The organism is Streptomyces sp. NPDC051569 (assembly GCF_044454085.1).
Lineage (GTDB): Bacteria > Actinomycetota > Actinomycetes > Streptomycetales > Streptomycetaceae > Streptomyces.
This window is the reverse complement of sequence record NZ_JBITDJ010000002.1, coordinates 379361-402441: the sequence shown is the minus strand read 5'-3', so window position 1 is coordinate 402441 and position 23081 is coordinate 379361. Positions and strand designations below refer to the sequence as shown.

17 protein-coding genes and 1 tRNA gene are annotated in these 23081 nt (G+C 73.3%); 9 read left to right on the top strand and 9 right to left on the bottom strand.

What is annotated here, in order from left to right:
* Positions 1-16: 16 nt before the first annotated feature.
* The gene (locus ACIBAE_RS04790; RefSeq protein ID WP_399282360.1) at positions 17-895 is read right to left on the bottom strand and encodes a spermidine synthase; all 879 of its coding nucleotides are present in this window, start codon (positions 893-895) and stop codon (positions 17-19) included.
* A 67-nt stretch (positions 896-962) separates the two neighbouring features.
* Positions 963-1337, bottom strand: a complete 375-nt coding sequence (locus ACIBAE_RS04785) for a hypothetical protein (RefSeq protein ID WP_399282359.1) — start codon at positions 1335-1337, stop codon at positions 963-965.
* A 463-nt stretch (positions 1338-1800) separates the two neighbouring features.
* Here ACIBAE_RS04785 and ACIBAE_RS04780 point away from each other — a divergent pair, with 463 nt between their 5' ends.
* On the top strand, positions 1801-3201 hold the full coding sequence (locus ACIBAE_RS04780; protein ID WP_399282358.1) for a tetratricopeptide repeat protein: 1401 nt from the start codon (positions 1801-1803) through the stop codon (positions 3199-3201).
* A 33-nt stretch (positions 3202-3234) separates the two neighbouring features.
* Here the strand turns inward: ACIBAE_RS04780 and ACIBAE_RS04775 are convergent, their stop codons facing one another.
* Complete coding sequence (locus tag ACIBAE_RS04775; protein WP_399282357.1) at positions 3235-3831, bottom strand: histidine phosphatase family protein; 597 nt, start codon at positions 3829-3831, stop codon at positions 3235-3237.
* A gap of 212 nt (positions 3832-4043) precedes the next feature.
* On the opposite strand from ACIBAE_RS04775, the gene ACIBAE_RS04770 reads away from it, so the two are divergent.
* From ACIBAE_RS04770 to ACIBAE_RS04745, 6 genes are all read left to right on the top strand, one after another.
* On the top strand, positions 4044-5036 hold the full coding sequence (locus tag ACIBAE_RS04770) for a phosphatase PAP2 family protein (protein ID WP_399282572.1): 993 nt from the start codon (positions 4044-4046) through the stop codon (positions 5034-5036).
* On the top strand, positions 4963-6165 hold the full coding sequence (locus ACIBAE_RS04765; RefSeq protein WP_399282356.1) for a hypothetical protein: 1203 nt from the start codon (positions 4963-4965) through the stop codon (positions 6163-6165). Before ACIBAE_RS04770 ends, ACIBAE_RS04765 begins: the two co-directional genes overlap by 74 nt.
* Complete coding sequence (locus ACIBAE_RS04760) at positions 6156-7796, top strand: hypothetical protein (protein WP_399282355.1); 1641 nt, start codon at positions 6156-6158, stop codon at positions 7794-7796. Before ACIBAE_RS04765 ends, ACIBAE_RS04760 begins: the two co-directional genes overlap by 10 nt.
* On the top strand, positions 7793-9121 hold the full coding sequence (locus tag ACIBAE_RS04755) for an AAA domain-containing protein (RefSeq protein ID WP_399282354.1): 1329 nt from the start codon (positions 7793-7795) through the stop codon (positions 9119-9121). Before ACIBAE_RS04760 ends, ACIBAE_RS04755 begins: the two co-directional genes overlap by 4 nt.
* A 235-nt stretch (positions 9122-9356) precedes the next feature.
* Entirely contained in the window at positions 9357-9704 is a 348-nt protein-coding gene (locus ACIBAE_RS04750; protein WP_399282353.1) for a hypothetical protein, read from the top strand.
* Positions 9705-9855: 151 nt separating this feature from the next.
* Entirely contained in the window at positions 9856-10584 is a 729-nt protein-coding gene (locus ACIBAE_RS04745; RefSeq protein ID WP_399282352.1) for a bifunctional DNA primase/polymerase, read from the top strand.
* Positions 10585-10654: 70 nt separating this feature from the next.
* On the opposite strand, the gene ACIBAE_RS04740 is transcribed toward ACIBAE_RS04745, so the two are convergent.
* Positions 10655-14407 carry a S8 family serine peptidase gene (locus ACIBAE_RS04740; protein WP_399282351.1) on the bottom strand — a complete coding sequence of 1251 codons (3753 nt, stop codon included), beginning with the start codon at positions 14405-14407 and terminating at the stop codon, positions 10655-10657.
* A gap of 214 nt (positions 14408-14621) precedes the next feature.
* On the opposite strand from ACIBAE_RS04740, the gene ACIBAE_RS04735 reads away from it, so the two are divergent.
* Positions 14622-14695 (top strand) — tRNA-Lys (locus ACIBAE_RS04735).
* A gap of 162 nt (positions 14696-14857) precedes the next feature.
* Here ACIBAE_RS04735 and ACIBAE_RS04730 read toward each other — a convergent pair.
* Positions 14858-16027: a M6 family metalloprotease domain-containing protein gene (locus ACIBAE_RS04730; RefSeq protein WP_399282350.1), complete on the bottom strand. Its 1170-nt coding sequence runs from the start codon at positions 16025-16027 to the stop codon at positions 14858-14860.
* Between the two features lie 495 nt (positions 16028-16522).
* On the opposite strand from ACIBAE_RS04730, the gene ACIBAE_RS04725 reads away from it, so the two are divergent.
* Positions 16523-18439 carry a putative bifunctional diguanylate cyclase/phosphodiesterase gene (locus ACIBAE_RS04725; protein ID WP_399282349.1) on the top strand — a complete coding sequence of 639 codons (1917 nt, stop codon included), beginning with the start codon at positions 16523-16525 and terminating at the stop codon, positions 18437-18439.
* 100 nt (positions 18440-18539) lie between these two features.
* Here the strand turns inward: ACIBAE_RS04725 and ACIBAE_RS04720 are convergent, their stop codons facing one another.
* The 4 genes from ACIBAE_RS04720 to ACIBAE_RS04705 all read right to left on the bottom strand — a co-directional run bounded on the left by ACIBAE_RS04720 (position 18540) and on the right by ACIBAE_RS04705 (position 22932).
* Complete coding sequence (locus ACIBAE_RS04720) at positions 18540-19976, bottom strand: WGR domain-containing protein (RefSeq protein WP_399282348.1); 1437 nt, start codon at positions 19974-19976, stop codon at positions 18540-18542.
* Positions 19977-20102: 126 nt separating this feature from the next.
* Complete coding sequence (locus ACIBAE_RS04715) at positions 20103-21185, bottom strand: LLM class flavin-dependent oxidoreductase (RefSeq protein WP_399282347.1); 1083 nt, start codon at positions 21183-21185, stop codon at positions 20103-20105.
* A 185-nt stretch (positions 21186-21370) separates the two neighbouring features.
* Positions 21371-22090: an aspartate/glutamate racemase family protein gene (locus ACIBAE_RS04710; RefSeq protein WP_399282345.1), complete on the bottom strand. Its 720-nt coding sequence runs from the start codon at positions 22088-22090 to the stop codon at positions 21371-21373.
* On the bottom strand, positions 22087-22932 hold the full coding sequence (locus ACIBAE_RS04705) for a decarboxylase (protein WP_399282343.1): 846 nt from the start codon (positions 22930-22932) through the stop codon (positions 22087-22089). Before ACIBAE_RS04705 ends, ACIBAE_RS04710 begins: the two co-directional genes overlap by 4 nt.
* Between the last annotated feature and the right edge of the window lie 149 nt (positions 22933-23081).

Sequence of the window (23081 nt, the reverse complement as noted above, 5' to 3'; positions counted from 1 at the left end):
TCCCCGGACAGAACACCTAGCCGCTGAACGTGCCGTCCGGCGGCAGGGGCGAAGGCTTGGCGGCCGCGTCGGTGACCACGGCCGCCCCGCCGGTGAAGTCGGCCAGCGCCCGGCCGTGTTCCACCCGGCCCGGATGGGGATCGCTCGCGACACGGCGGGTGAATTCGGCGACGGGCAGTTCGCGGTCCGAGGCGAGCAGTACGGCGTTGCCGAAGCGGCGGCCACGGAACACCGTCGGGTCGGCGGCGAGCGCGAGGTGCCCGAAGGCGGTGGCGGCGGTGGCGATCTGGCCGCGCAGATGGGCGAGCGGCGGGCCGTCCGCGAGGTTCGCGGCGTAGTGGCCGTCCGGCTTGAGGACGCGCCGCACCTCCGCGAGGAACTCGACGCTGGTGAGATGCGCCGGGGTCCTGGCGCCGCTGAACACGTCCGCGATCACCAGATCCGCCCAGCCGTCCGGGATCTTGCCGAGCCCGGCGCGGGCGTCGGTGGAGCGGACCCGTATCCGCGCTTGGGGGTCCAGCGGCAGTCGTCGGCGGACGAACTGGACGAGAGCCGCGTCCACTTCGACGATCTGCTGGGTGGAGCGGGGACGACCGGCGGCGATGTAGCGGGCGAGGGTGAAGGCGCCGCCGCCGAGATGCACGACCTGCAGGGGCTGGTTCGCCGGGGCCACGAGGTCGGCGACATGGCCGAGTCTGCGCTGGTACTCGAAGGACAGGTACGCCGGGTCGTCGAGGTCGACGTGGGACTGGGGAGCGCCGTCGAGCAGCAGCGTCCAGGCCCGCGGGCGCTCGCGGTCCGGGGTCAGCTCGGCAAGTCCGCTGTCGACCGTCTCGGCCACGGCCTCGGCCCCGGCCTCGGAAGCGCTTCGCGTACGTCGTCTGTTCTTGGCCACCTGGCCATTATCGACCGGCTGCCGCTACCGCCACCCCGTGGGGGGACGGCCCGGCCCGCTCGTCAGTTCACCGACATCGGTCGGCGGCCTCGATCATCCGCGCCGCCTCGCGCAGCGCTTTCCGCAGCACCGCCGGGTCCGTGACCGGGTCCGTGGCCTCGGGCGGCAGCAGCCAGCCGGACCCGGTGACCGGCGGCTCGGCGGGGATGCGGGCGCCTCGCCCGTTCGTCTGCGTACAGGCACTGCCCGGCATGTCCCACCCCGCGGCCGTACCCGGCGGCACCAGGAAGCCGAGCGTGTCACAGGACCCGTCGTGCAGGACGGGCCCCACCGCGGGCGTGGCGCCGCGCCGCAGGATGTCGACCGCCTCCAGGCCCTGCCGGGCCGGGACCGTCACCAGGTCAGGGGCGTCGCCGGTGTCCCTGGCGGTCCCGGCGGGCATGCCACCCGCCGTGGACCGATCAGTCGTCCGCGACCCGCCGCTGGGCTCCATACCGACCTCCAACTCCAACTCCAACAAGGGGACCCCTCCTCGTCGAGTGCAGACGCGTTGAGCGTCTCCATGGGGTTCAACGCGCCACGGCGTCAACGGCAACGGCGGCACGCCGCCGCAAAGGATGGCACTTCATGGCAGATCGGGGGCGTGATATCCGATTTGTTGGGAAACCCTGTGTGTGCGACCCATCACAGCGGGTACGTTCTTGCTCCGCCGGGCCGGCCGGAGTCGGGCACCACCCGCGCCGCCGGCGACACCCGTACAGCCCGCGTCACCGGTACCACCCCACACCACCCGTCAGCACCCGCACGCACCCACCCCCACGCACGCACCGCACCACCGCCAGCACCACCGCCACAGGGCGCCGGGCGACCGGCAGCACCACCGGCTGCACCAGGAGGGCTCGGCCATGGCGTCGTCTCGGGCAGTTCCCAACCACGCCTTCCGTCAACTGCGCGGCCGGCGCTCACCGGGTGAGTTCGCCGCCGCCGTACGCAGGGCCGCGCGGGAGATCGACGAACAGGTCGCCTGCGACGCACGGTATATCGGCCGGGTGGAGGCCGGCGAGATCCGCTGCCCCAACTACGCGTACGAACGGGTCTTCCTGCACATGTTTCCCGGCCGGACCCTGACGGACCTGGGCTTCTCGGCCCGCGAACAGGTACGCGGCCGGGCGGCGCGGTCCACCGGGGCGGAGGCCGCCGCCGGCACCGGGGCGGAGGTCGCCCCCGTCCCGGCCCCCCAGGCACCGGCTCCCCCGACCACGCACCACGGCGACACCGGCGAGGAGAGCGACGTGCTGCGCCGCGCATTCATGAAGAGCGGTCCCGCCACGGTGGCGATCGTCACCCTCGGCCTCGGCGGCACACCCGCCATGGCCTCGGCCGTGCCCGTGCCCCGGCGCGTCGGCGCGGCCGAGGTGAGCGCCGTCGAGGAGACGGTGCGCCGGATCCGGCTGCTCGACGACCGGCACGGCGCCGACGGGCTCTACCAGCGCGCGTCGCGGCCACTGCGCGCCGCGTACGCGCTGCTCGACGCGGGCACGGCCACCCGCCGGTCCACCGCCGACCGGCTGCACGCGGGCGCGGGCGAGCTGTCCATCTCGGTGGGCTGGCTCGCCCATGACTCCGGCCGTTTCGACGACGCGCGCTCGCATTACGCGGAGGCACTGGCGACCGCGCGGCTCGCGGGCGATCCGGCGCTGGAGGCGCACGCCTTCTGCAATACGTCGTTCCTGGCCAAGGACGCGGGCCGGTACCGCGAGGCGGTACGGGCCGCGCAGGCCGGCCGGCGCGCGGGCAGGCGGCTGTCCTCGTCGCGGCTGCTGTCGCTGCTCGCCCTGCGGGAGGCGGGCGGCTGGGCGGGGCTCGGAGACCGTACGGGGTGCGAGCAGGCCCTGTCCCTGGCCCACGGGCTCTTCGACCGGGGGCCCTCGGACGCCGACCCCGAGTGGATGTCCTTCTTCGGTGAGCCCGAACTGGAGGCGCTGGAGGCGCACTGTCACGCGACGCTCGGTGACTGGGCGCGGGCGGCCCGGCACGCGTACCGCGCGACGGTCCTTCAGGACCCGCACTTCGCCCGCAATCTCGCGCTCTACCGGGCGGATCTGGCCACCGATCTGGCCCGCGCCGGATCCCACGACGAGGCGGCGGCGGCCGGGCACCAGGTGCTCGACGCGCTGGGCGACGTCCAGTCGTCCCGTATCCACGCCAGGATCGCGGCCACGGTGCGGCTGCTGCTGCCGCAGCGGCGGCTGCCTGAGGTGGGAGCCTTCCTGGACCGCCACGCTTCCACGGACCCCCGGAGATGAACCCCGCCGGGGGGCCGGGCCGTGGGGACGGCGTCAGGACGCCAGGTGCCCCGTGTCGTTCCAGACCTCGATCGCGGGCATGCCGTACGCCCAGTTGAGGACCGAGAGCGATGTCGGGTCGAGCCGGATGCGGGCCGCGAACGAGATGTCCTCGCCCAGCCAGCGCGCGCCGATCGCGCGCAGGATGTGCCCGTGCCCGAAGACCAGGACGTCACGGTCGGCCGAGCGCACCCGGTCGACGACCTCGTCCGCGCGGGCGGAGACCTGCGCCAGGCTCTCACCGTCCGGGACGCCGTCGCGCCAGATGAACCAGTCGGGACGGCCCGCCTTGATCTCGGCCGGCGTCATGCCCTCGTACGCGCCGTAGTCGAACTCCATCAGCGCGTCCCACGGTTCGGCACGGTCGCCGAAGCCCGCGAGCTCGCACGTCTCGCTCGCGCGGACCAGCGGGCTGGTGCGGATCTCCGCCCCGGCCAGCCCGGACCAGGGCTCGTGGCGCAGCCGCTCGCCCAGCAGCTTGGCCGCGCGACGGCCCTCGTCGAGCAGCGGAATGTCCGTCCTGCCGGTGTGCTGACCGGACAGCGACCAGGCCGTCTGTCCGTGCCGGGCGAGGAGGATGCGCGGTGCCATGGAGGCTCTCCCTGAAGTTCACAACGGGTGCCGCTCCATCATCACCTACCTGAACGACGGGCAACCTCCAGGGTGATCCCGGCGTCCCCCTCAGCGTCGGGAGTGCGGTTCCCGCCTACGGATACGTGCGGATACGAAGAGAGACCCGGTCGAATGGCCTGATCGTTTGCCCCGTACGGTTGAACGGCGGCCCAAAGCCGCATGAAGACATGATGGAGATCGTCCGGATGCCGTACAGCGCCAGCGCGAACCACCGGTCACGCCCCCGGCCACGCTGGTGGGCTGAGCTGATGCTCATCGCCCTGGTCTACGGGGCGTACTCGGCGGGCCGCCTGCGGGCGCGCGGCGACGTGTCGACGGCCATCGACAACGGGCTGGCGATCCTGCGCGTCGAGAAGGCGCTCCTCCTCAATGCCGAGCACCCGCTCAACCGGCTCTTCACCAGTACGCCCACCCTCGGTATACCCGCCGACTTCGCCTATGCCGCACTCCACTACCTCGTCACCCCGGCCATCCTCGTGTGGATCTTCCGCCGCCGCTCCGCCCACTACCGGGCCGCCCGCACCTGGCTGATGCTCTCCACCCTCCTCGGCCTCGTCGGCTTCACGCTCATGCCCACCTGCCCGCCCCGGCTGCTGGCGGCCGGACACGGCTTCGTGGACACGATGGCCCAGTACAGCTCCTACGGCTGGTGGGGGACGGAGGCGAGCGCGCCGCGCGGTCTCGGCGGCATGACCAACCAGTACGCGGCGATGCCGAGCCTGCACGTCGGATGGGCCCTGTGGTGCGGGGTGCTGCTGTGGCGGCACGCCCGTACGCCCTTCGTGAAGTGGCTGGGCCTCGCCTATCCGCTCGCCATCACCGTGGTGGTGATGGGGACGGCGAACCACTACTTCCTGGACGCGGTCGCGGGTGCCGCCGTCATGGTCGCGGGGGCTCTGCTGACGGGGCCCGCGCTGCGGGCCACCGACCGAATACGGGCCACGGCGGCGGCCCGCTTCCCGTGGGCGCTGCCCTCGTCCCGCACGTCCCACTCGTCCCCGTCGTCCCCGTCGTCCCGTACATCGCCCCCGCTGTCCCCGGAGACCCGTACACCCCCGATTGTCAGTGGCGGGTGGGAGACTTCGGCGGGTGAGCGATTCCCTGGGCAGCGGACCCGCACCAGCACCTCCTCCGCAGACGACTCTCCGGCGACGGCTCGCTGAGCTGCGCGGCCCCGCCGTGGCGCCGCATCCGCTCGACGCCCGTGCGCTGGCCGCCCTCGCCGCCAACCCCGGCTGCCGGCGGCGCGCGCTGCTGGACGGTGCCGGGGTCGACAAAGCGGCGCTCGCGACAGCGCTCGGCTCGCCCGCCCCGTTCGGGCAGTCCCAGTTCGCCTTCATGCGCGGGAACGCCTTCGAGGCCAGGGTCAAGGCCGACGGCGGTACGGAACTGATGCGCCTGCTCTCCGAGCGCCTCGGCGGCGAGGCCCCGGCGCCCACGCCCGGCGAGGTCCTCGTCCCCGACCTGTCGGCGGCCGGCCCCGAAGGCCGCACGGCCCGCACGGCACTGGCCCTGCGCGAGGCCACCGAGGCCGGGTCCTGGGCGCTGCTGGACCACCCGCTGCTCGCCCTGGACGTCGCGGGGTCCCCGGCCTACCTGGAGCCGGACGCCGTGGTCGTGCACCCCGACGGCCGGTGGACGGTCGTGGAGATCAAATCCTTCCCGATGATCGACGGTTCGGCGGACGCGGCGAAGGTGGGCGCGGCCGCCCGGCAGGCCGCCGTGTACGTACTGGCGCTGGAGCGGGTCGCCGTCCACACCGAGGGCGCCGAGGTCGGCCACCGCGTGCTGCTGGTCTGCCCCAAGGACTTCTCCAACCTGCCGGCCGCCTCCGTCGTCGACGTACGCAAGCAGCTGTCGGTGACGCGCCGCCAGCTCACCAGGCTGACCCGGATCGAGGACATCGCGGCGGCGCTCCCCGAAGGCACCACCTTCGATGTCGGGCAGCGCTCGGGCGAGGAGCTGACGGCGGCGGTCGAGTCGGTCTCCGCCGCGTACGCCCCCGAGTGCCTGGCCGCCTGCGAACTGGCCTTCCACTGCCGGGGCCGCGCCCGCTCCGAGGGTGCGGTGGAGGCGCTGGGCCGGAGCGTACGGGGCGAGCTGGGCGGGCTGACGACGGTCGGCGCGGTCCTGGCGGCGGCCCGGGGCGAGGCGGGCGACCCGGAGGACCCGACGGTCGCGGCGCTGCGCAGGGCGGCGGAGCTGCGGGCTCAGGTGCTGGGGGGCCTGCCGGGCGGCGGCCGGGGCCCGGTTCCCGCGCCTCGTACGGAAGGCGGTGCCGGATGTCGTTGATCAGTACCCTCGCGCGGCTGGAGGCCGTGACGAGCGGGCAGGCCCAGCCCCTGGCCACCGTCCGGCACCGGCGGATCCCGGACCGGCCGCTCGTACTCGTGCCGCTCACCACCTCGGGTGAGGCCGGCGCCCCGCTCGGCGCGCTCGTCGGAACGGACCGGGACGCGCCCCGCCTGCTGACCGTCGCTCAGCCACGCGACCGCGATCTGCGGTTCGCGTTCCTCGCCGAGCTGGCGGACGCCGTGCTGCCGTACCTGGACGCGTACGCGGACGTCGTCGAGCCCGCCGAGCGGAGCGAGACCGACCCGGAGACCGGGAAGCGCGTCAGGGTCGAGGCCGAGCTGTGCGCGGACGCACCGCAGCTGATCGTGCCGAGCCGGCCCGGCGTCGACTTCGTACGGCTGCTGGGCCGGTCGATGCGGTTCCGGCGCACCGCCGAGGACGACCCGGACACGCCGTATCCCGCGCCGCCGCGCGTACCGCTGCTCGGCCGCTGGCTGACCCACTACGGCGAGCGCGCCCGGGTGCCGGGCTCCTCCCTGCTGCTCGCGACGACGGACCTGCTGAACCGGCACTGGGCGACCGGCCAGTCCAGCCTGGAGGACCAGCACCTCGGGGCGCTGCTCTCCTGGATCGATCCCCCGGAGGGCTCCTCGGGGGCCGAGGCCGCGCTGCGGGCGGAGCTGGAGCGGGACAGGGCCGGGCAGCTGTGGTGCCCGCCGGCCGGGCCCGCCACCGACCCGGCCTTCGACAACAGGCTGCTGGCGCCCGCGATCGAGAGCTACGACCGGGCGCGGCAGGCCCTCGCGGCGGCGGAGGACGGCCCGGCGGCGGAGGAGCGGCTGGCCCGGCTGACCGCCGCCGAGCGGGAGATCCGCGCACTGCTCGCGGGGGTCATGCGGCCCACCTGGGACGCGGTGTGGCGGGGTCTGGATCTGCTCCGGGAGCTGCCGGAGGGGGCGCGGGTGGCCGACCGCTGGACGCCCGACCGCTGGTCGTTCACCGGTCATCGCGACCGGGTGCGCGCCGGGGAGCCGCCGCAGCCCCGCCAGGACGACGCGGTGACGGCGGCGCGGAAGCTCGCCGCGCGCGAGACGGCGCAGGCGCGGCTGGAAGCGCAGGAGGCGCTGGACGATCCGCTGGTGCTGGCGGGGCGCAGGCTCTCCGGCGAGGCGTTCCTGGGCGAGGTGACGGAGGTGGTGATGGCGTACAGCGAGAGCAAGCGCCCGTCCCCGCGCCCGCTGATCACGGTCCGCACCGACGACCGGCCCCAGCTGGGCGGCGAGCGCGCGAAGGTGTTCCGGTCGCTCGACGGCAAGCCGCAGACGGCGGAGTTCGTGTCGTCCACCGACGGGCTCGACGGGTCCGACGGGTCCGACGGGATGCTGGTGGTGCTGCGGCTGACGGACCGCATGGGCCGGGGCAAGGAGCCCGCGCCCGGCTCCGTACCGGAGAAGGGCGACCGGATCGCCTGGACGCTCTTCGAGCACGACCAGCGCGGCGGACCGAAGCTGCCGGACCCGGAAGACACCCCCTGGACCCACGGCGGGCCGCCGGCCGGTCAGGAGACGGCGGAAGCCGCGCCGTTGATCCCCGCTCAGGACCTGGTGACCGAGGAGGACTTCCTGTGACGTTCGACCCGGGAGCGGCGGCCGGCCGCGCCACCGACGCGATCCTGCGCGACACCCTCCACGGCACCCACCGGGGCGTCGTGGTCGACTCGCCGCCCGGCGCCGGCAAGTCGACGCTCGTCGTGCGGGCCGCGCGGGAGCTGGCGGCGGCGGGGCGGCCGCTGATGGTCGTCGCGCAGACCAACGCGCAGGTGGACGACCTGGTGGCCCGGCTCGCCGAGAAGGAGCCGGACCTGCCGGTCGGCCGGCTGCACAGCAATGACCCCGACCCGTACGACAAGGCCCTGGACGAGATGCCGAACGTCCGCAAGTCCGCGAAGGCCGCGGATCTGGCGGGCCTCGACGTCGTCATCTCGACGGCCGCGAAGTGGGCGCACGTGCAGGGCGTCGAGCCCTGGGGGCATGCCATCGTCGACGAGGCGTACCAGATGCGTTCGGACGCCCTGCTCGCCGTCGCCGGGCTCTTCGAGCGGGCGCTGTTCGTCGGCGACCCCGGCCAGCTGGACCCGTTCAGCGTGGTGGGCGCGGACCAGTGGGCGGGGCTGTCGTACGACCCGTCGGCGAGCGCGGTCTCCACGCTCCTCGCGCACAACCCGGAGCTGCCCCAGCACCGGCTGCCGGTCTCCTGGCGGCTGCCGGCGTCCGCCGCGCCCCTGGTGTCGGGCGCGTTCTACCCGTACACCCCGTTCCGCAGCGGCACGGGCCACGGCGACCGGCGGCTGGCCTTCGGGGTGGCGTCCGACGGCTCGGGGCCGGACCGGGTGCTGGACGAGGCGGCCGCGTCGGGCTGGGGCCTGCTGGAGCTGCCCGCCCGCCGCACGCCCCGTACGGACCCCGAGGCGGTCCGGGCCGTGGCCCTGGTCGTCCGCAGGATGCTGGACCGGGGAGGCGTGGCGACCAGCGAGCGGTCGCCGGACCCGGTGCCGGTGACCGCCGACCGGATCGCGGTCGGTACAGCCCACCGCGACCAGGCCGCGGCGGTCCGGGCGGCCCTCGCGGAGCTGGGCGTGAGCGGGGTGGCCGTGGACACGGCGAACCGCCTCCAGGGCCGTGAGTTCGATATCACGGTGGTGCTCCACCCGCTCTCCGGCCGGCCCGACGCGACGGCGTTCCACCTGGAGACGGGCCGGCTGTGTGTGCTGGCCTCCCGCCACCGGCACGCCTGTGTGGTGGTGTGCCGCGCGGGCGTGGCGGAGCTGCTGGACGAGCATCCGTCGACCGAGCCGGTCCAGCTGGGGGTGACGGTGAAATTCCCGGACGGCTGGGAGGCCAACCACGCGGTCCTCGCCCAGCTGTCCGAACACCGGGTGAGATGGCAGCCGTGACCGGGGCCGGGTCGGGGCCGGTACGCGCCGGGGGGTCGCGCGCTTACGGGGTCCGCGGGGCCGCGCACGCGACCCCGCGCATGCGGGGACCCGGGCGCCCCCTGAAGGCCCACTTGCGGCGGGCGGGACAATGGACGGTGGCCCGGGACGTGTGAGAAGCGGCGCCGTCCTCCCTGGGGCGGGGTCTCCTCACACACGTCAGGGCCCGCACAGGAACGAGCAGGAGGAAACACACATGGCGGATCCCGAGCGGAGCGAGCGGCGACTGCGGCCGGCACCGCTGCTCTTCGAACCCTCGGAGGCACAGGCCGACCCCGAGCACTTCTTCGACCTGGAGTCCATCGTCGATCCGGCGGAACTGCTGACCAGAGCGACCGAGCTGACGCTCGCGTTCCGGGCCGCGACGGAGCGCTCCGTGGAGTTCCAGGCGGTCGCCGCCGCCCAGCTCGCCGATCCGCGCCGCTTCGACCGGCTCACGGCCGCGGACATCGCGGAGCGGGCGCGGTGGACGGAGGACTATGCCACGAAGATGGTCGAGTTCGGCCGGGACCTGCTGCGGGGCGACGGGCCGGCGGGGAAGTAGAGCGCACGGGAGCGGTCCCGGCCGGCCGACTCGTCATCCGGCTCAGCCTTCTGGCATATGCCGTGGCGCAGGTTACCCCGACCCGTGCCGCCCTGTCCTGATTTCCGCGAACTCTCAGGAACAGAACCGTTACTCCGGGTAGACCTGGTGCATGAGCGCATGGCGAAGAGACGAATCCACCCTGAGCCCCCGCACGATCGACGAGGAGCGCCGCAGCGACGTCTTCGGCCTCCTCCGTGACGAGGGCCGCCATCACACCGCGCGGGTCACGCCCGCCGGCGCCGACTGGCTCGCCTCGGCGGGACCGTACCCCCGCTCCACGCTCACCCTGTGGGCCGCCCGGCCGACAGCGCCCGTCGTACTCCCCTGCGGCTCGGCCTTCGACGTGGTGAACGTCCCCGAGGTCTTCGGCCGGCGCATGCTGGCCAGGCTCTGGTCCGACGGCCCGGGCTCGGGTCCCGTCGCCACCTACCGGGGGCGGACGCTGCTCTTCGCCGCGCCCGGCACCGCCCAGCGGCTGCCGTCGCTGCTCGCCTGGGAGGAGTGGGGCGGCTCGGGGACCGGCGGGGATCAGGCCGTGCCACCGCTGCTCTGCCACGGCAACGGCGACGCGGTGACCGTACCGCCGCTGGCGCCCGTCGGCGGTCCGGGCCCGCGCTGGGTGGTCGCCCCGGACACCCGCGATCCGTGGCTGCCGGGGCCCGATGTGCTGCTCTGGGCGTGCGTACGGGCGGCCCGGGCGCCGGCGTCCACAGCCGGGACGCCCTCCGGGACACCGGTCGGGTCACCGGTGGGAGTGCCCGCCGGGGCACCGGTCGGCGGCGGGGCGCGGCGCGGGGCAGCCGGCCTGGTGAGCCGGCTGCCCCGGTCATGCTCCTGACGCGAGTGGTCCGCGCGACCGGGCCGCGCGACCGGGCCGCGCGAGTGGTCCGCGCGACCGGTGCGGCGGGTCAGCCGATGCCGGCCGCCCGTGTGATGGTCTGCGTCACGGTGTTGCCCCGGGCGTCGGAGGCGTGCACCCGTACGGACAGGAACGTCGCCGTCGCGGGAGCCCGCAGGCGGGTGAGGGCGCCACGGGATGAGCTGCTCAGCGTGGCCTTCTCCCAGGTCAGGCCGTCGTCGTAGGACAGCTCGACCTTGTCGGTGCGCACCGCGGCGACCGAGGCCCCCGGGATGTGCGAGGGAGTGACGAGCAGTTCGGCGTCGCGCTTCGCCGTGCCGTCGGACGCGGTCGGGATGCGGTAGTCGATCTGGACGAGCGGCAGCTGCTGGGTCTCTCCCGCCTTGGGGGCTGCGGAGGTGAAGCCCCACTCGGTGCGGGTGGCGGTCGAGTACGGATATCCGGCGGTGCGCTCGGTCGTGGTCACCAGGCGGTAGGTGCCCTTGGCGGCCGGTACGTCGGCGCTCAGGACGTAGCCGGACCCGCCGCTGACCAGGGTGTCTCCCCGGTACAGCTCGGTCTCCTGCGTGGTGGTGCCGATTCCGACGACGCCCGCGTGGTTCTCCCCGCTGTCCCCCCAGCCCGGCGCGTAGACCAGGAGGGAGTCACCGGTGCGCCGCGGCAGCGGCTGGCTGCTGTTGATACGGGGCCGTTCCATCGGGCCGAACCACTGGACGTCCGTGGTCTTCCCGGCCGGATAGGTGATCAGATCCGAGTACTGGTACGACTGGTAGACGGCCTCGGCGTCCTCCATCCAGGCCACGTTCTTGTCCGAGGTGACCCAGTCGGTGCGGTGCGCTCCGGCGCGCGACAGTCGCGTGCTGCCGACCTTCACACCGAGGTAGGGCTGGATGTCGTAGCGGAACTCGTCGACCTCCACGGCGGGATCGTTGCGGAAGTCGACCTCGACGCGGGCGAGTTGCCGCTCGGTCGGCGCGTACACGAGGTCCTGCGGGATCCCGCCGTGCCAGGAGCGCACCAGGTCGTAGAGATACTCCGTCTTCGCGTGGCCGACGACGCGCATCGGGACGGACCCGCCGGGGCTCTGCCGGATGCGGCTGATCAGGGTCTCGCCCTCGGTCCGCGACAGGCCCGCGACCGTCAGCGGGGTACGGCGAACGGCCTGGCGGAGCCTGCCGTCGGCGTTGTTCACGATCACCAGGAGGGCGGCTCCGGCCTGCTGTGCCGCCTGCACCTGGTCGAGGTCGGCCCGGGCGAGGTCGTCGGAGACGGGGGCCCCGGTGACCACGGCCACCTTGTCCCGCACGTCCAGCGAGGCGTAGTCCGCCGCCAGGCCGTTCCCGGCGTAGACGGCCGGGAGGGTGCGGTCGCCGTCGGACGGCATGGCGGACCCGGGCTGGATCCACAGGTCGTCGAAGTTCTGGTCGCCGGAGATGAGGCTGAGCTGCGGCTGCTGCATCCGCCAGCGGGCGGTGTAGACGACGTCGCCCTTGGCGGGCTTGGGCGTCGGCAGGGCCCACAGGCTGTCGAAGACGTCGCCGACCGTGTGGGCTTCGGTGGCCGGGACCGAGCCGTCGCCGAAGCCCCTGCTGAAGTCGACACGGATATCGCTGTCGGTGGAGGCGTTGGGCGTCACGACGCGCGTCTGCCGGACCTTGGTGCCGTCCAGGACGACATCGGTGTCCGCGCGGACCTCGACGGCGGGGGCGGAGAGCAGGGCCAGACCGGCCGAGGACGGTCCGTGCGTGCCTTCGACCGCGACCCAGGCCCAGACGGCGTACGTGCCGGACGGCACGATGGCGTCGAAGAGGCCTTCGTCGTCGCTGTACTGAGCCCAGGCGTACTCCTCGCCCTTGCGCTGGAAGTTGACCAGGACGCTGACCGGGTCGCCGGCGCGGTCGGTGATACGCGCCCGCAGGTGGCGGTCCTCGTCGCGGGTGCTGACGGCGATCAGGGTCCTGGTGAGGGCCTTGTCGCCGCCGGTCGACGCGATGACCTGGCCGGTGTAGCGGTTCCCCGCCGGGGCCGCGTCGAGGTGGGTCGTGACGGTCGTCGAGGCCTTGCCGCCGGCCGGGACGACGAGCTGCCGGTCCGCCACGGTGAACAGGCCCCGCGGCGCGTCCGGGGCGTCGGCCCGGAGATCGACGGTGACCGCCGTGTCGCCGTTGTTGGTCCATTCCACCGTCCTGGCCACGGTCCCGGCGGGCGCGCTGCCCCGCGGGTGGATGCCGACGTCGACGGTCCCGGTGGCGAACAGCGTGCCGCCGGTGGCGGCCGCCGCGTCGACGCGGCCGTTGCCGCCGGCGTCGACCGGGTTGCCCGGAGTGGGGGCGCTGCTGCTGACCAGGGCGTCCTTGATACGGCTGCCCGTCCAGTCCGGGTGCTCGGCGGCGACCAGGGCGGCGACGCCCGCGACGTGCGGAGTGGCCATGGAGGTGCCGCTCATCGTCGTATACGACCCGGTGCCGGACGCCATGTACTGCGAGCGGGCGGCGAGGATGCTCACGCCGGGCGCGGTGATCTCCGGCTTGATGGCGTCGTCGCGCAGGCGCGGACCCCGGCTGGAGAAGTCGGCGGTGACGTCCTGGGAGTCGACCGCGCCGACGGTGAGGGCGGCGGACGCGGCGCCGGGGGACGCGACGGTGTGCTCGGCGGATCCGGAGTTCCCGGCGGCGATGGCGAAGAGCACACCCGTCTCGGCGCTGAGCTCGTCGACCGCCCGGCTCATCGGGTCGGTGCCGTCGGACGCCTCGCTGGAGCCCAGGCTCATGCTGATGACGCGCGCGCCGGCGTCCCGGGCGGCCCACTCCATGCCGCTGATGATCCACGAGTCCTGGCCGCTGCCCGAGTCGCTCAGGACCTTGCCCACATGCAGTTTCACGCCGGGGGCGACGCCCTTCTCGGCGCCGCCCGAAGCGGCTCCGCTGCCGGCGATGGTGGAGGCGACGTGGGTGCCGTGGCCGACGACGTCGTTCATGCCCTCACCGGGCACGAAGCTCACGGAGGAGCTGACGGCGCCCGCCAGATCGGGGTGTCCGGAGTCGTAGCCGGTGTCCAGGACGGCGACGTCCACGCCCTTGCCGGTGTTGCCCTGGGCCCAGACCTCGGGGGCGCCGATCCGCGCGGTGCTCTCCGCGAGGTCGGCCGTGACCTTGCCGTCCAGCCACAGCTTCGTGATGCCGCCGGCCAGCGCCGGTGCGCCGGCGCCCCTGGCGGACTCCGCCCGCGTGGCGGGGGCGGTCAGGCCGGACCAGAAGCTCTCGGTCCGGTCGCGGTCCGCGGTGAGTGCGGTGCTGTTGATGCTGGTGAGGGCGCGGACGCCGGTCGCGCCTTCGGGCAGGGCCGACGCGGCGGACCTGCGGCGGGCCTCCGAGCCGTAGCCGGCGATCATGGGTATGCCGTCGGCGTGGGCGTCGTCGAACCCGTCGGCGATGAGCCGGGTGACGTTGAAGAGGTTCCGGTCGAGCAGCCCGGCCGCGACGTACGGGTCGGCGGCCGACGGGTAGACGTAGGTGTCGCCGTCCCGCGTGATGATCCGGGCATCGCCGCGCCGGCCGTCCGGTCCCGCCACGGTGACGGTGTCGGGGCCGCTGCCGCCCGGGGTGACGGTCACCCGGTCGCCGGTCAGCAGGGTGACGGTACGGGCGCCGGGCGCGGTACGGGCGGCACCGGAGCTGACAACGTTGTCCGTCGCGGTGGTCGCGTCATGGCCGAGGGCGGCCGCGGACGGGGTCGCCGTCAGCACCGCCAGGGCCGCGACGATGGCCGGCAGTCTGTGTCTGCCGGGGGGCGTCTGTCTCACTGGGTGGTGTCCTTCGAATCGAAAGGCCGCGGGGACACGTGGACCCTAGTGAGGCGGACATGCGCTGAGAAGTGATCTTGCGAAATACGCGTCGCTGAAATGAGCGGGCAACAAAGCAGCAGGTGAGGGCGGAATCGCCGGGGGGTCGCGAGTCACCCGAATATCGATTTTTCCTGGCGCCGATCCGGGTGCTAATGTCTACGACGTCAGGCAGGCGCCGCTAGCTCAGTTGGTTAGAGCAGCTGACTCTTAATCAGCGGGTCCGGGGTTCGAGTCCCTGGCGGCGCACCGACGGAGAAGGCCCCTCGCGAGAGCGAGGGGCCTTCTCTCATGTCCGCACCACCGCGTGCCCGCCTCCGCCATCCCCCCATCCCCGCCATCCCCCCATCCCCGCCAACCCCCCATCCCGCCATCCCCGCCATCCCCACAGGCGCTCTCCCGGCCGCGCGTTCACATCCCCGTGGTGATCTTGACCGTCCAGGCGCCCGTCGGTGTCCGGTCCGCCACCTCCACGCGGGTCCGCTCCCCCGGCACCGTGAAGGTCTCACCGATCCCCAGCGGCGCGTCCGCCAGCGGCGGGTACACCGACCTGCCCGGGCAGCTCTCGCCGTACGGGTGGGTGTCCACCACCTTGACCGGGCCGCCGCCTGACGCCGTTCCGCTCCGCACCCGGTAGATCAGCACCCCTTCGGTGCAGGTGCGCAGGTCGTTGCCGGTCGCGCCGCGCGCTTCGATGGCGAGAGCGGAGTCCTCGCCGGTCCTGACGACCGCGAGCCTGGTCCCGATGACGCCGCCGGCGTCCGGCGCGGCGGCGATCGGCTCCAGCGTCAGCATGCTGGTGCCGGAGGGGCCCACACAGCGCACCTGCCGCCGGTCCAGCCAGCCCAGCTTCCACTTGTGCCAGCCGAAGAGATCCGGGGCGAGGCCGAACTGGCTGCCCATGACGTCCCAGTCCCCGACGTACGTGTCCCAGTCGCCCTTGCCGTCCGACGGCCGGTGGTAGAGGTCCGGCAGGTCGAAGACGTGCCCGGTCTCGTGGGCCAGTACGTTGCGGTCGGGCGGATGCCGCTCGAAGACGGTGACGATGCGCTTGAGGTCCGTACCGTCCGCCCTCATCGGCCGGTCGAAGTTGACCACCTTCGTGGCATCGGAGTCGACGCCCGGCGCGTCCGGGTCGGCCACCAGGTAGACGATGTCGTAACGGGAGAAATCGACCCGGGGATCCGCGACTTTCAGGGCGTCCCGCAGGTAGGCCGCGCGCCGCGCGGGGTCCCAGTCGCGGCGTATGCCGTACGAGGTGGAGGCGTGCGGCATCGTCAGCCACCGGAGCTGGGGGTGGGCGCGCAGGGCGAACTTCCCGTACGAGGCCCGCTCGTAGAAGCGGCTGGTGGCGGGGAAGTGGTCGGCCGCCAGCTCCGCCGGGTCGGTCACCGGCGTGGAGTCCGGGAAGGACAGGAAGATCATGACCGCGTCGAGGGCACGGACCGGGCGCGGGTATGCGGTGTTCCAGCTGTCGAGGCCGAGGGAGTGATGGGCGGGGGTACGGGGCAGAGCGCAGGGCCCTCCGGCGGCCTCCGCCACGGCGGGCCCGGCGACCAGGGACGTGGCGGCGAGCGCCATGAGGGAGGAGAAGGCGGCCGCGGACCTGCGCAGGCGGGGCCTTCGTGCTCCCCCGGTTGGGTGCGGACGCTCCACATCGACCTCCGACTGCGGAAGGGGGGACACCACCACCTTGTGTGATTTTGTGGTGATACGCCCTGTTCCGCTGCCCCACCCGGGTGATCGCTCCGGATCTCCCCGCGCGGGACCGCTTCGGACGACGGCCCGCCGTGCCTCCGGCGCGCGACGGCGACGAGGCCGGGGCTGCGACACCCCGGCATTTCACGGAAAGTCACATCGATCACGACAGCGCCGAGCGGGGCCAGGCGCGAGCAGAAACGATCATCCGATGACATCGCGGCGGCTTCCGCCGTCCGGCTCCCCGCCACGGAGCTGGAATGGCCCCCCGGCCTGCCTCTATGATCGGCACACTTTCCCCTGGCCGACCGTCCCGAGCTGACCCCGACCCCCCTCCGACCCACCCTGTACGACACGACTGCACTGCGGGAGCGAGCCGTGAGCGGAACCTCCGAAGGGCCGCACCCCGCGGCAGTCGCGGCGTCCGGCACCGGACACCCACTGGTCACGGAGCGTCATGCCAAAGGCAGAGCCGCCGCCGAGACGCGCGACTACCGTGCCGCGTTCCAGGCCGCCCATCTCGCCATGGCCGTCCTCGACCGGGAGGGCACGGTCGTCAGCGCCAACGACGCGCTCGCTACGCTCCTCGGCACCGGACCCGGCGCCCTGGAGGAACAGGCCGCGGCCGACCTCGTCGACCTCGCCTCGGACACCCGCACCGTGCACTCGTACCGCGAGGTACTGCGCGGCGGGCGCTCCCCCTTCCGCTGTACGCGCCGCCTCAAGCACGCCGACGGGCACACTCTCTGGGCCGAGATCACCGTCTCCCCTCTCCCGGAGAGCGGCGGCGGGCTGCTGTCGGTCGCCGACGTCAGCGACCGGCGGGAACTCCAGGCCCGGTTGCGCCACCTCCAGATGCACGACCCGGTGACCCGGCTGCCCAATCGCACCCTGTTCTTCGAGCGGCTCGCCGCCGCGCTGGAGGACGCCTCGTACGACGAGGACGGGCCCTACCGGGACGGGCCCCACGGGGACGGGCCCTACGGGGACGGGCCCTACGGGGACGGGCCGTTCGGCGGCAGCGGAGGCCACGGCCTGGGCGGGACGGGGCGGATCGGCCTCTGTTACCTGGATCTCGACGGTTTCAAGGCCGTCAACGACACGCTCGGCCACCGCACCGGCGACCGGCTGCTGGCGGCCGTCGCCGGGCGGCTCACCGAATGCGCCGACCACGACGGCTACACGCGCAGCGGCGGCCATCTGGTCGCCCGGCTCGGCGGGGACGAATTCGCGATCCTGGTCGAGGACTCCACCGGTACGGAACAGCTCGCCGACCTCGCCGGCTCCGTGCTCACCTCACTCCAGCGCCCCTTCGACCTGGCCGGGCAGCGGCTGTCGGTGTCGGCCTCGATCGGCGTCGTCGAGCGGGCCGCCGCGGGCACGACGCCGACCGGTCTGATGCAGGCCGCCGACACCACGCTGTACTGGGCGAAGGCCGACGGCAAGGCCCGTTGGACGCTCTTCGACCCGGAGCGCAACGCTCACCGGATGACCCGCCAGGCGCTCTCCTCGACCCTGCGCCCGGCCATCGAGCGCGACGAGTTCGTGGTCCAGTACCAGCCGCTGGTGGGGATGGCCGACGGAATCGTCCGGGGCGTGGAGGCGCTGGTCCGCTGGAACCACCCGCAGTTCGGCACCCTCGCGCCGAATCGGTTCATCGGGATCGCCGAGGAGGACGGCTCGATCGTGCCGCTCGGCCGGTGGGTGCTGCGTACGGCCTGCCGTCAGGCCCGGCAGTGGCAGCGGGACCACCCGCGCGCCCGGCCGCTCTTCGTCAGCGTCAATGTCGCCGTCCGCCAGGTCTGGGACTCCGACCTGGTCGCGGACGTGGCCGGAATCCTCGCCGAGACCGGTCTCGCGCCGCATCTGCTGCAACTGGAACTGACCGAGTCCGCGGTGATGGGTTCGGCCGGCCGGCCGCTCCAGGCGCTCCAGGCGCTGAGCGACATGGGCGTACGGATCGCCATCGACGACTTCGGCACCGGCTACTCGAACCTCGCGTATCTCAGCAGGCTGCCCGTCTCCGTGCTCAAACTCGACGGCTCCTTCGTCCGCGGCTTCCGCTACGACGAGGGCGTCCACCCGAGTCCGGCCGACGAGACGATCGTCGAGGCCATGGTCCAGCTCGCCCACCGGCTGGGCCTGACGGTCACGGCCGAGTGCGTGGAGACCTCGGGACAGGCGGCCCGCCTCCAGCGGATCGGCTGCGACACGGGCCAGGGCTGGCTCTTCTCCCGTCCGGTGGCCCCGGAACGCGTCGCGGAAATGATCGCCGCCGGCCCCCAGGAATCCTGACGAGGCCGCGTCGGGGCCTGCCGGGCACCCTGTCCTGGCCGGCACCCAGTCCGGACCTGCCGACGCCGCGTCGGGGTCCGGCCGCCGGCCTCGGCCGGCTTCACAGCAGCCGCTTGATCTCCCCGCGCACCCGGTAGAAGCCGGCCGAGGCCGGGTGCAGGGCGTCCACCACGTAACGGGTGCCCGCCTCGCGTACCCCCCGGGGGAACTGGACATTCCATGACGGTTCGAAGCCGCCCGAGACCACATGGACGCGCAGCCGGCCGCCCTCCCTCACGCACTCCACGACCACACCTCCGGCCGGGACCGCCGACGGCGCGACCGTCCGCACGGTCTTCGCGGGCGTGTACGTCGGAAGGGCGGCGGCCGACTTGACGTCCACCACGACCGGGACCGTGCCCTGCTGCGCGGCGGCGATGGCGGCGGCGCTCGCGTCGACGCAGACCAGGGAGCCGTCCGTGGTGACCATGTACAGCTTCTCGTCGCGGTACTGCATGGACAGCGCCGAGCCGCCGCCCGTGCCCAGCTTCCACAGCCGGGTGCCGTCCGCGTCGAAGCAGTACACCGACGAGGAGCTGTCGCCCGCGAAGACGTAACGGCCGCCCGGCGCCGTCGCGCACGCGTACACCGGGCCGTCGCAGCGGTACGTCGCCTCGACCGCGCCGGTCGTCTTGGACAGCCGTTGTACGACATGGCGCGCGGTGCCCGCGTACACCGACCCGTCCTCCTGCCAGCCGAACAGCACCCCGCCCATCGTCGGTGTGTGCCACAACTCCCCGGTACCACCGGGCTCGTACGCCGTGACGCCCCTGCCGTGCCCGTGGTAGACCGCCCGTTCGTCGGCGCGCACCATCCAGGCGCGCCCGCCGGCGGACTTGCGGGCCCACTGGTACTCGTCCTCGTGGTCGATGACCGTGAGACCGCCGTCGCGGTCCGACACGTTCAGCACGCCCTCACGGATGTCGAGCCAGAAGATGTCGACGTCCGCCGCGATGTCGTACGCCGCGAACGGCAGCTTCGACGACAGGTCGTACACCGTGCCGTCGTCGCACCCCGCGTAGATCCAGAAGTCGTCCGCCACCAGGCATTTCACGCCGTCGGGCAGCGCGTAGCGGGCCAGTACCTCGCCGCCGTGGCTGAGCGTGTAGACATCGCCCGCCTGGTTGCCCACCCAGCAGCGGTCCTCGTCGATGTGGATACCGAAGGCGGGCGAACCGGTGCGGAAGCGCCACAGCACCGGCGCGACCGCGCGGGCCGTGGAGGGCGCCGAGGTGACCTGCCGGCGCGTCACCGACCGGGCCGCCCGATGTCCCAGGACCGCCGGGGCGTACCCCTTGCGGACCTTCTCGCCGATCTTCTTCGACGCGGCCGCCCGCGCCTTCTCCTCGGTCGGGAAGGAAGAGGTCTGCGTCTGTCCGTCCGCGCCGATCCGTCCGTAGCGCACCGAGACGGCCGTCCCCTCCACGGTCACCTCGTAGAACTTGTGCGCCCCGGCGCCGTCCTGCGACAGCTCCAGATACGTCGTGGCTCGCGACATGGCAGACCTCTCCCCCCGGGTGACCGCGGCTTCTTCGCGCCGCGGCCAACTGAGGGAAACGCTACGAGGGGGGTCTGACAATCGACCGGTGCCGGACCCTCGCGACGGGCCGGCGCCGGATGCCGGTCAGGCCGTCGGCAGGCCGTACGCGTCCGCGATCAGGTCGTAGCTGCGCAGCCGCGCCTCGCCACCGTGGGCGTTCGCCGTGATCATCAACTCGTCGGCTCCCGTGCGCTTCTGGAGGTCGTTCAGGCCGTCGCGGACCGCGTCCGGCGTGCCGTGGACGATGTTGCTCATCCAGCCGTCCACGAACTCCTGCTCCAGCGTGCTGAAGGGGTACGCCTCCGCCTCCTCCGGCGTCGGGATCAGACCCGGGCGGCCGGTGCGGAGGTGGATCATGGAGAGCGCGCCGGAGAGCACCTGGCGCCGGGCCTCGCGCTCTTCGTCGGCGGCCAGGGCCGCGACGCCGATCACGGCGTAGGGCGCGTCGAGGGTCTCGGAGGGGCGGAAGGACTGGCGGTAGAGGTCGAGCGCCGGGATGGTGTTCTGCGCCGAGAAGTGGTGCGCGAAGGCGAACGGCAGGCCCAGCACGCCGGCCAGCCGGGCGCTGAAGCCGGACGAGCCGAGCAGCCAGATCGGCGGCCGGCCGGCCGGACCCTGCACCGGGCCCGGCACGGAGTGGATCCGGGCGTACCGGTGCCCGTCCGGGAAGTCGTCGTCCAGGAAGCGGGTGAGCTCGGCGAGCTGCTGCGGGAAGTCGTCCGCGCCCTCGTCCCGGTCGGTACGGCGCAGCGCCGCCGCCGTCGCCCCGTCGGTACCCGGTGCGCGGCCCAGGCCCAGATCGACGCGGCCCGGGGCGAGCGCCTCCAGGGTGCCGAACTGCTCGGCGATGACCAGCGGCGCGTGGTTGGGCAGCATCACGCCGCCCGAACCGAGCCGGATGCGCTCGGTGTGGGCGGCGAGATGGGCGAGGATCACCGCCGGGGAGGACGACGCGACGCCCGGCATGGAGTGGTGCTCGGCGATCCAGTGGCGGTGGAAGCCACGGCGCTCGGCGAGCTTCGCGATCGCGACGCTGGTCCGCAGGGACTGCGCGGCGGTGGAGCCGACGCCCACCGTGACCAGGTCCAGCACCGACAGCGGCACAGGCGCGGTGCCGATCGCCGTGCCCCGAATCTCGTCCGTCGTGCCTCGGCTCGCGTCGTCCACCGGTCAGACCCTTCTGCGCGTGAAGTACGTACAGAAGGGCCTCAACGGGAGGGTGTCTCCGCTTATTCCCGAGCCGGGCCCCGCGCCCTGCCGCTGCCCAGCCCCTCCGGGTCGGGGTCTCCCGGTCGGGGTCTCCCGGTCGGGGTCTCCCGGTCGGGGTCTCCGGGCCGGCCCGGTTCCCCGTCCTACTCCCGGGTCGCGAAGAGGGTCCCCAGCTTCGGCGCCCACGCCTTGCGCTCCGCCAGCCGCAGACCCTCCCAGACCGTCACCTGGTTCGCCGTGAGCACCGGCTTTCCGACCGCCTCCTCCAGCTCGGGGAGGAATCCGGCGGTGTGCAGGGCCGTGTCCGGCAGCAGGACGACCTCCGCGTCGGGGTGGTCGCCCGCGCGCACCAACTCCAGCACCTGGTCCTTCTCCCAGGTGCCGACCTCGGCGGCCGTGACGATCCCGCTCGCGCGGTCCGCGACGACCTCCGCCCCGGCCGCCTTCAGGAAGGCGGTGAAGTGCCCGGTGACGTCCTCGGGATACGTGGCCGCGACGGCGACCCGCTCGGCACCCAGTGCCTGGACGGCGTGGGCGAAGGCGAACGACGTGCTCGACGCGGGCAGCCCGGCCGCCAGGGCCAGGGCGCGTGTCTGTTCCCGCGCGCCCTCCCACCCGTACACGAAGCTGCCGCTGGTGCAGGCCCACACCACGGACTCCGCGCCGGCCAGACGGAGTTCCTCCACGCCCTCCGCGAGCCGCTCGTCCGCGCCCATCTTCAGCAGCGCGTCCACGCGGTGGGCGTCCTCCCCGATGTCGGTGTGGAAGACGGGCAGTCTGATGTCGGTGTCGAGCAGTACTTCGATGCGGGGGAAATCATCCTCGGCGGAATGCCCGGGATAGAGGAGTCCGACGGTCGTCATGTCCATCCTTCCTGTTCTTCCGGCGGCAGGGCCTGCACCGGTTCCGGCGGCAGGATCGGCACCGGTTCGACCGGCAGCATCCGCGCCCGTGGAACCGCCCGCGCCGGGGGCGGATCGAGCAGCAGCCGCTGGTACGGGCCGACCGCGTGCGCCCCGAGCCTGCGCAGTGCCGCCCACATGGTGACCTGGTTGGCGGACAGCACCGGCATCCTCAGCTCGGCCTCCAGCTGCGGAATCACGTCGTACGTCGGCAGATTCGTGCAGCTGATGAAGAGCGCGTCGGCCGACCCGGCGACGGCCTGCCGCGCCATGTCCACGACCGAGCGGTACGGCACCTTCCAGATGTGCCGGGTCAGTCCCAGAAAAGCGCGACCCGTGACCGTTACCCCGACTTCGCCCAGGTACTCCTCCAACGACTCGGTGACCGACTCCGTATAGGGCGTGACCAGCGCGATCCGCCCGGCGCCCAGGTACTCCAGCGCCTCGACCAGCGCGCCGGAGGTGGTGACCGAGGGGACCTCGCCCGCCTGGGTCATGGCCTCGCACATCGCGCGCTCGCCGGCCGGTCCGCCGACGAAACTGCCCGAGGTGCAGGCGTACGCGATGACTTCGGGTTCGGACGCCCCGAGCGCCCGTACCGCCTCGCCGAGGGTCTCGTGCTCACTGACCAGCCGGGCGAGGTCCAGGGAGACCTCGACCGGTACGTACGGCGTTCTGGTGACCCGCAACGAGACGTCGTCCGGCACCCAGCGCCACAGTTCGCGATCGAGCGCGAAATCGAATGGGGCGACCACGCCGACACCACGCTGCGGCTGCGGTCCATCGAGAAAGGAGACGTGCAACTGGCCCCCTCAAAGGTCGTTGTTGACGACGGTAGGAGCCGGATGCGAGCGTGGTCAATCCGCCCATCTGAGACGTTGCACGGAATTTTCCCGGGGGAAATCCCCCGGCATCGGCAGACCGGCACATCCCCCCGGCAGAAGGGCCCTCC

What these genes read in the sequence shown, in the direction of transcription:
- ACIBAE_RS04745 (WP_399282352.1), top strand. Translation starts at nt 9,856, where the DNA reads ATGAGCGCATGGCGAAGAGACGAATCCACCCTGAGCCCCCGCACGATC.
- ACIBAE_RS04720 (WP_399282348.1), bottom strand. Translation starts at nt 19,976, where the DNA reads ATGTCGCGAGCCACGACGTATCTGGAGCTGTCGCAGGACGGCGCCGGG.
- ACIBAE_RS04710 (WP_399282345.1), bottom strand. Translation starts at nt 22,090, where the DNA reads ATGACGACCGTCGGACTCCTCTATCCCGGGCATTCCGCCGAGGATGAT.
- ACIBAE_RS04770 (WP_399282572.1), top strand. Translation starts at nt 4,044, where the DNA reads ATGGAGATCGTCCGGATGCCGTACAGCGCCAGCGCGAACCACCGGTCA.
- ACIBAE_RS04760 (WP_399282355.1), top strand. Translation starts at nt 6,156, where the DNA reads ATGTCGTTGATCAGTACCCTCGCGCGGCTGGAGGCCGTGACGAGCGGG.
- ACIBAE_RS04730 (WP_399282350.1), bottom strand. Translation starts at nt 16,027, where the DNA reads ATGGCGCTCGCCGCCACGTCCCTGGTCGCCGGGCCCGCCGTGGCGGAG.
- ACIBAE_RS04780 (WP_399282358.1), top strand. Translation starts at nt 1,801, where the DNA reads ATGGCGTCGTCTCGGGCAGTTCCCAACCACGCCTTCCGTCAACTGCGC.
- ACIBAE_RS04785 (WP_399282359.1), bottom strand. Translation starts at nt 1,337, where the DNA reads ATGCCCGCCGGGACCGCCAGGGACACCGGCGACGCCCCTGACCTGGTG.
- ACIBAE_RS04775 (WP_399282357.1), bottom strand. Translation starts at nt 3,831, where the DNA reads ATGGCACCGCGCATCCTCCTCGCCCGGCACGGACAGACGGCCTGGTCG.
- ACIBAE_RS04750 (WP_399282353.1), top strand. Translation starts at nt 9,357, where the DNA reads ATGGCGGATCCCGAGCGGAGCGAGCGGCGACTGCGGCCGGCACCGCTG.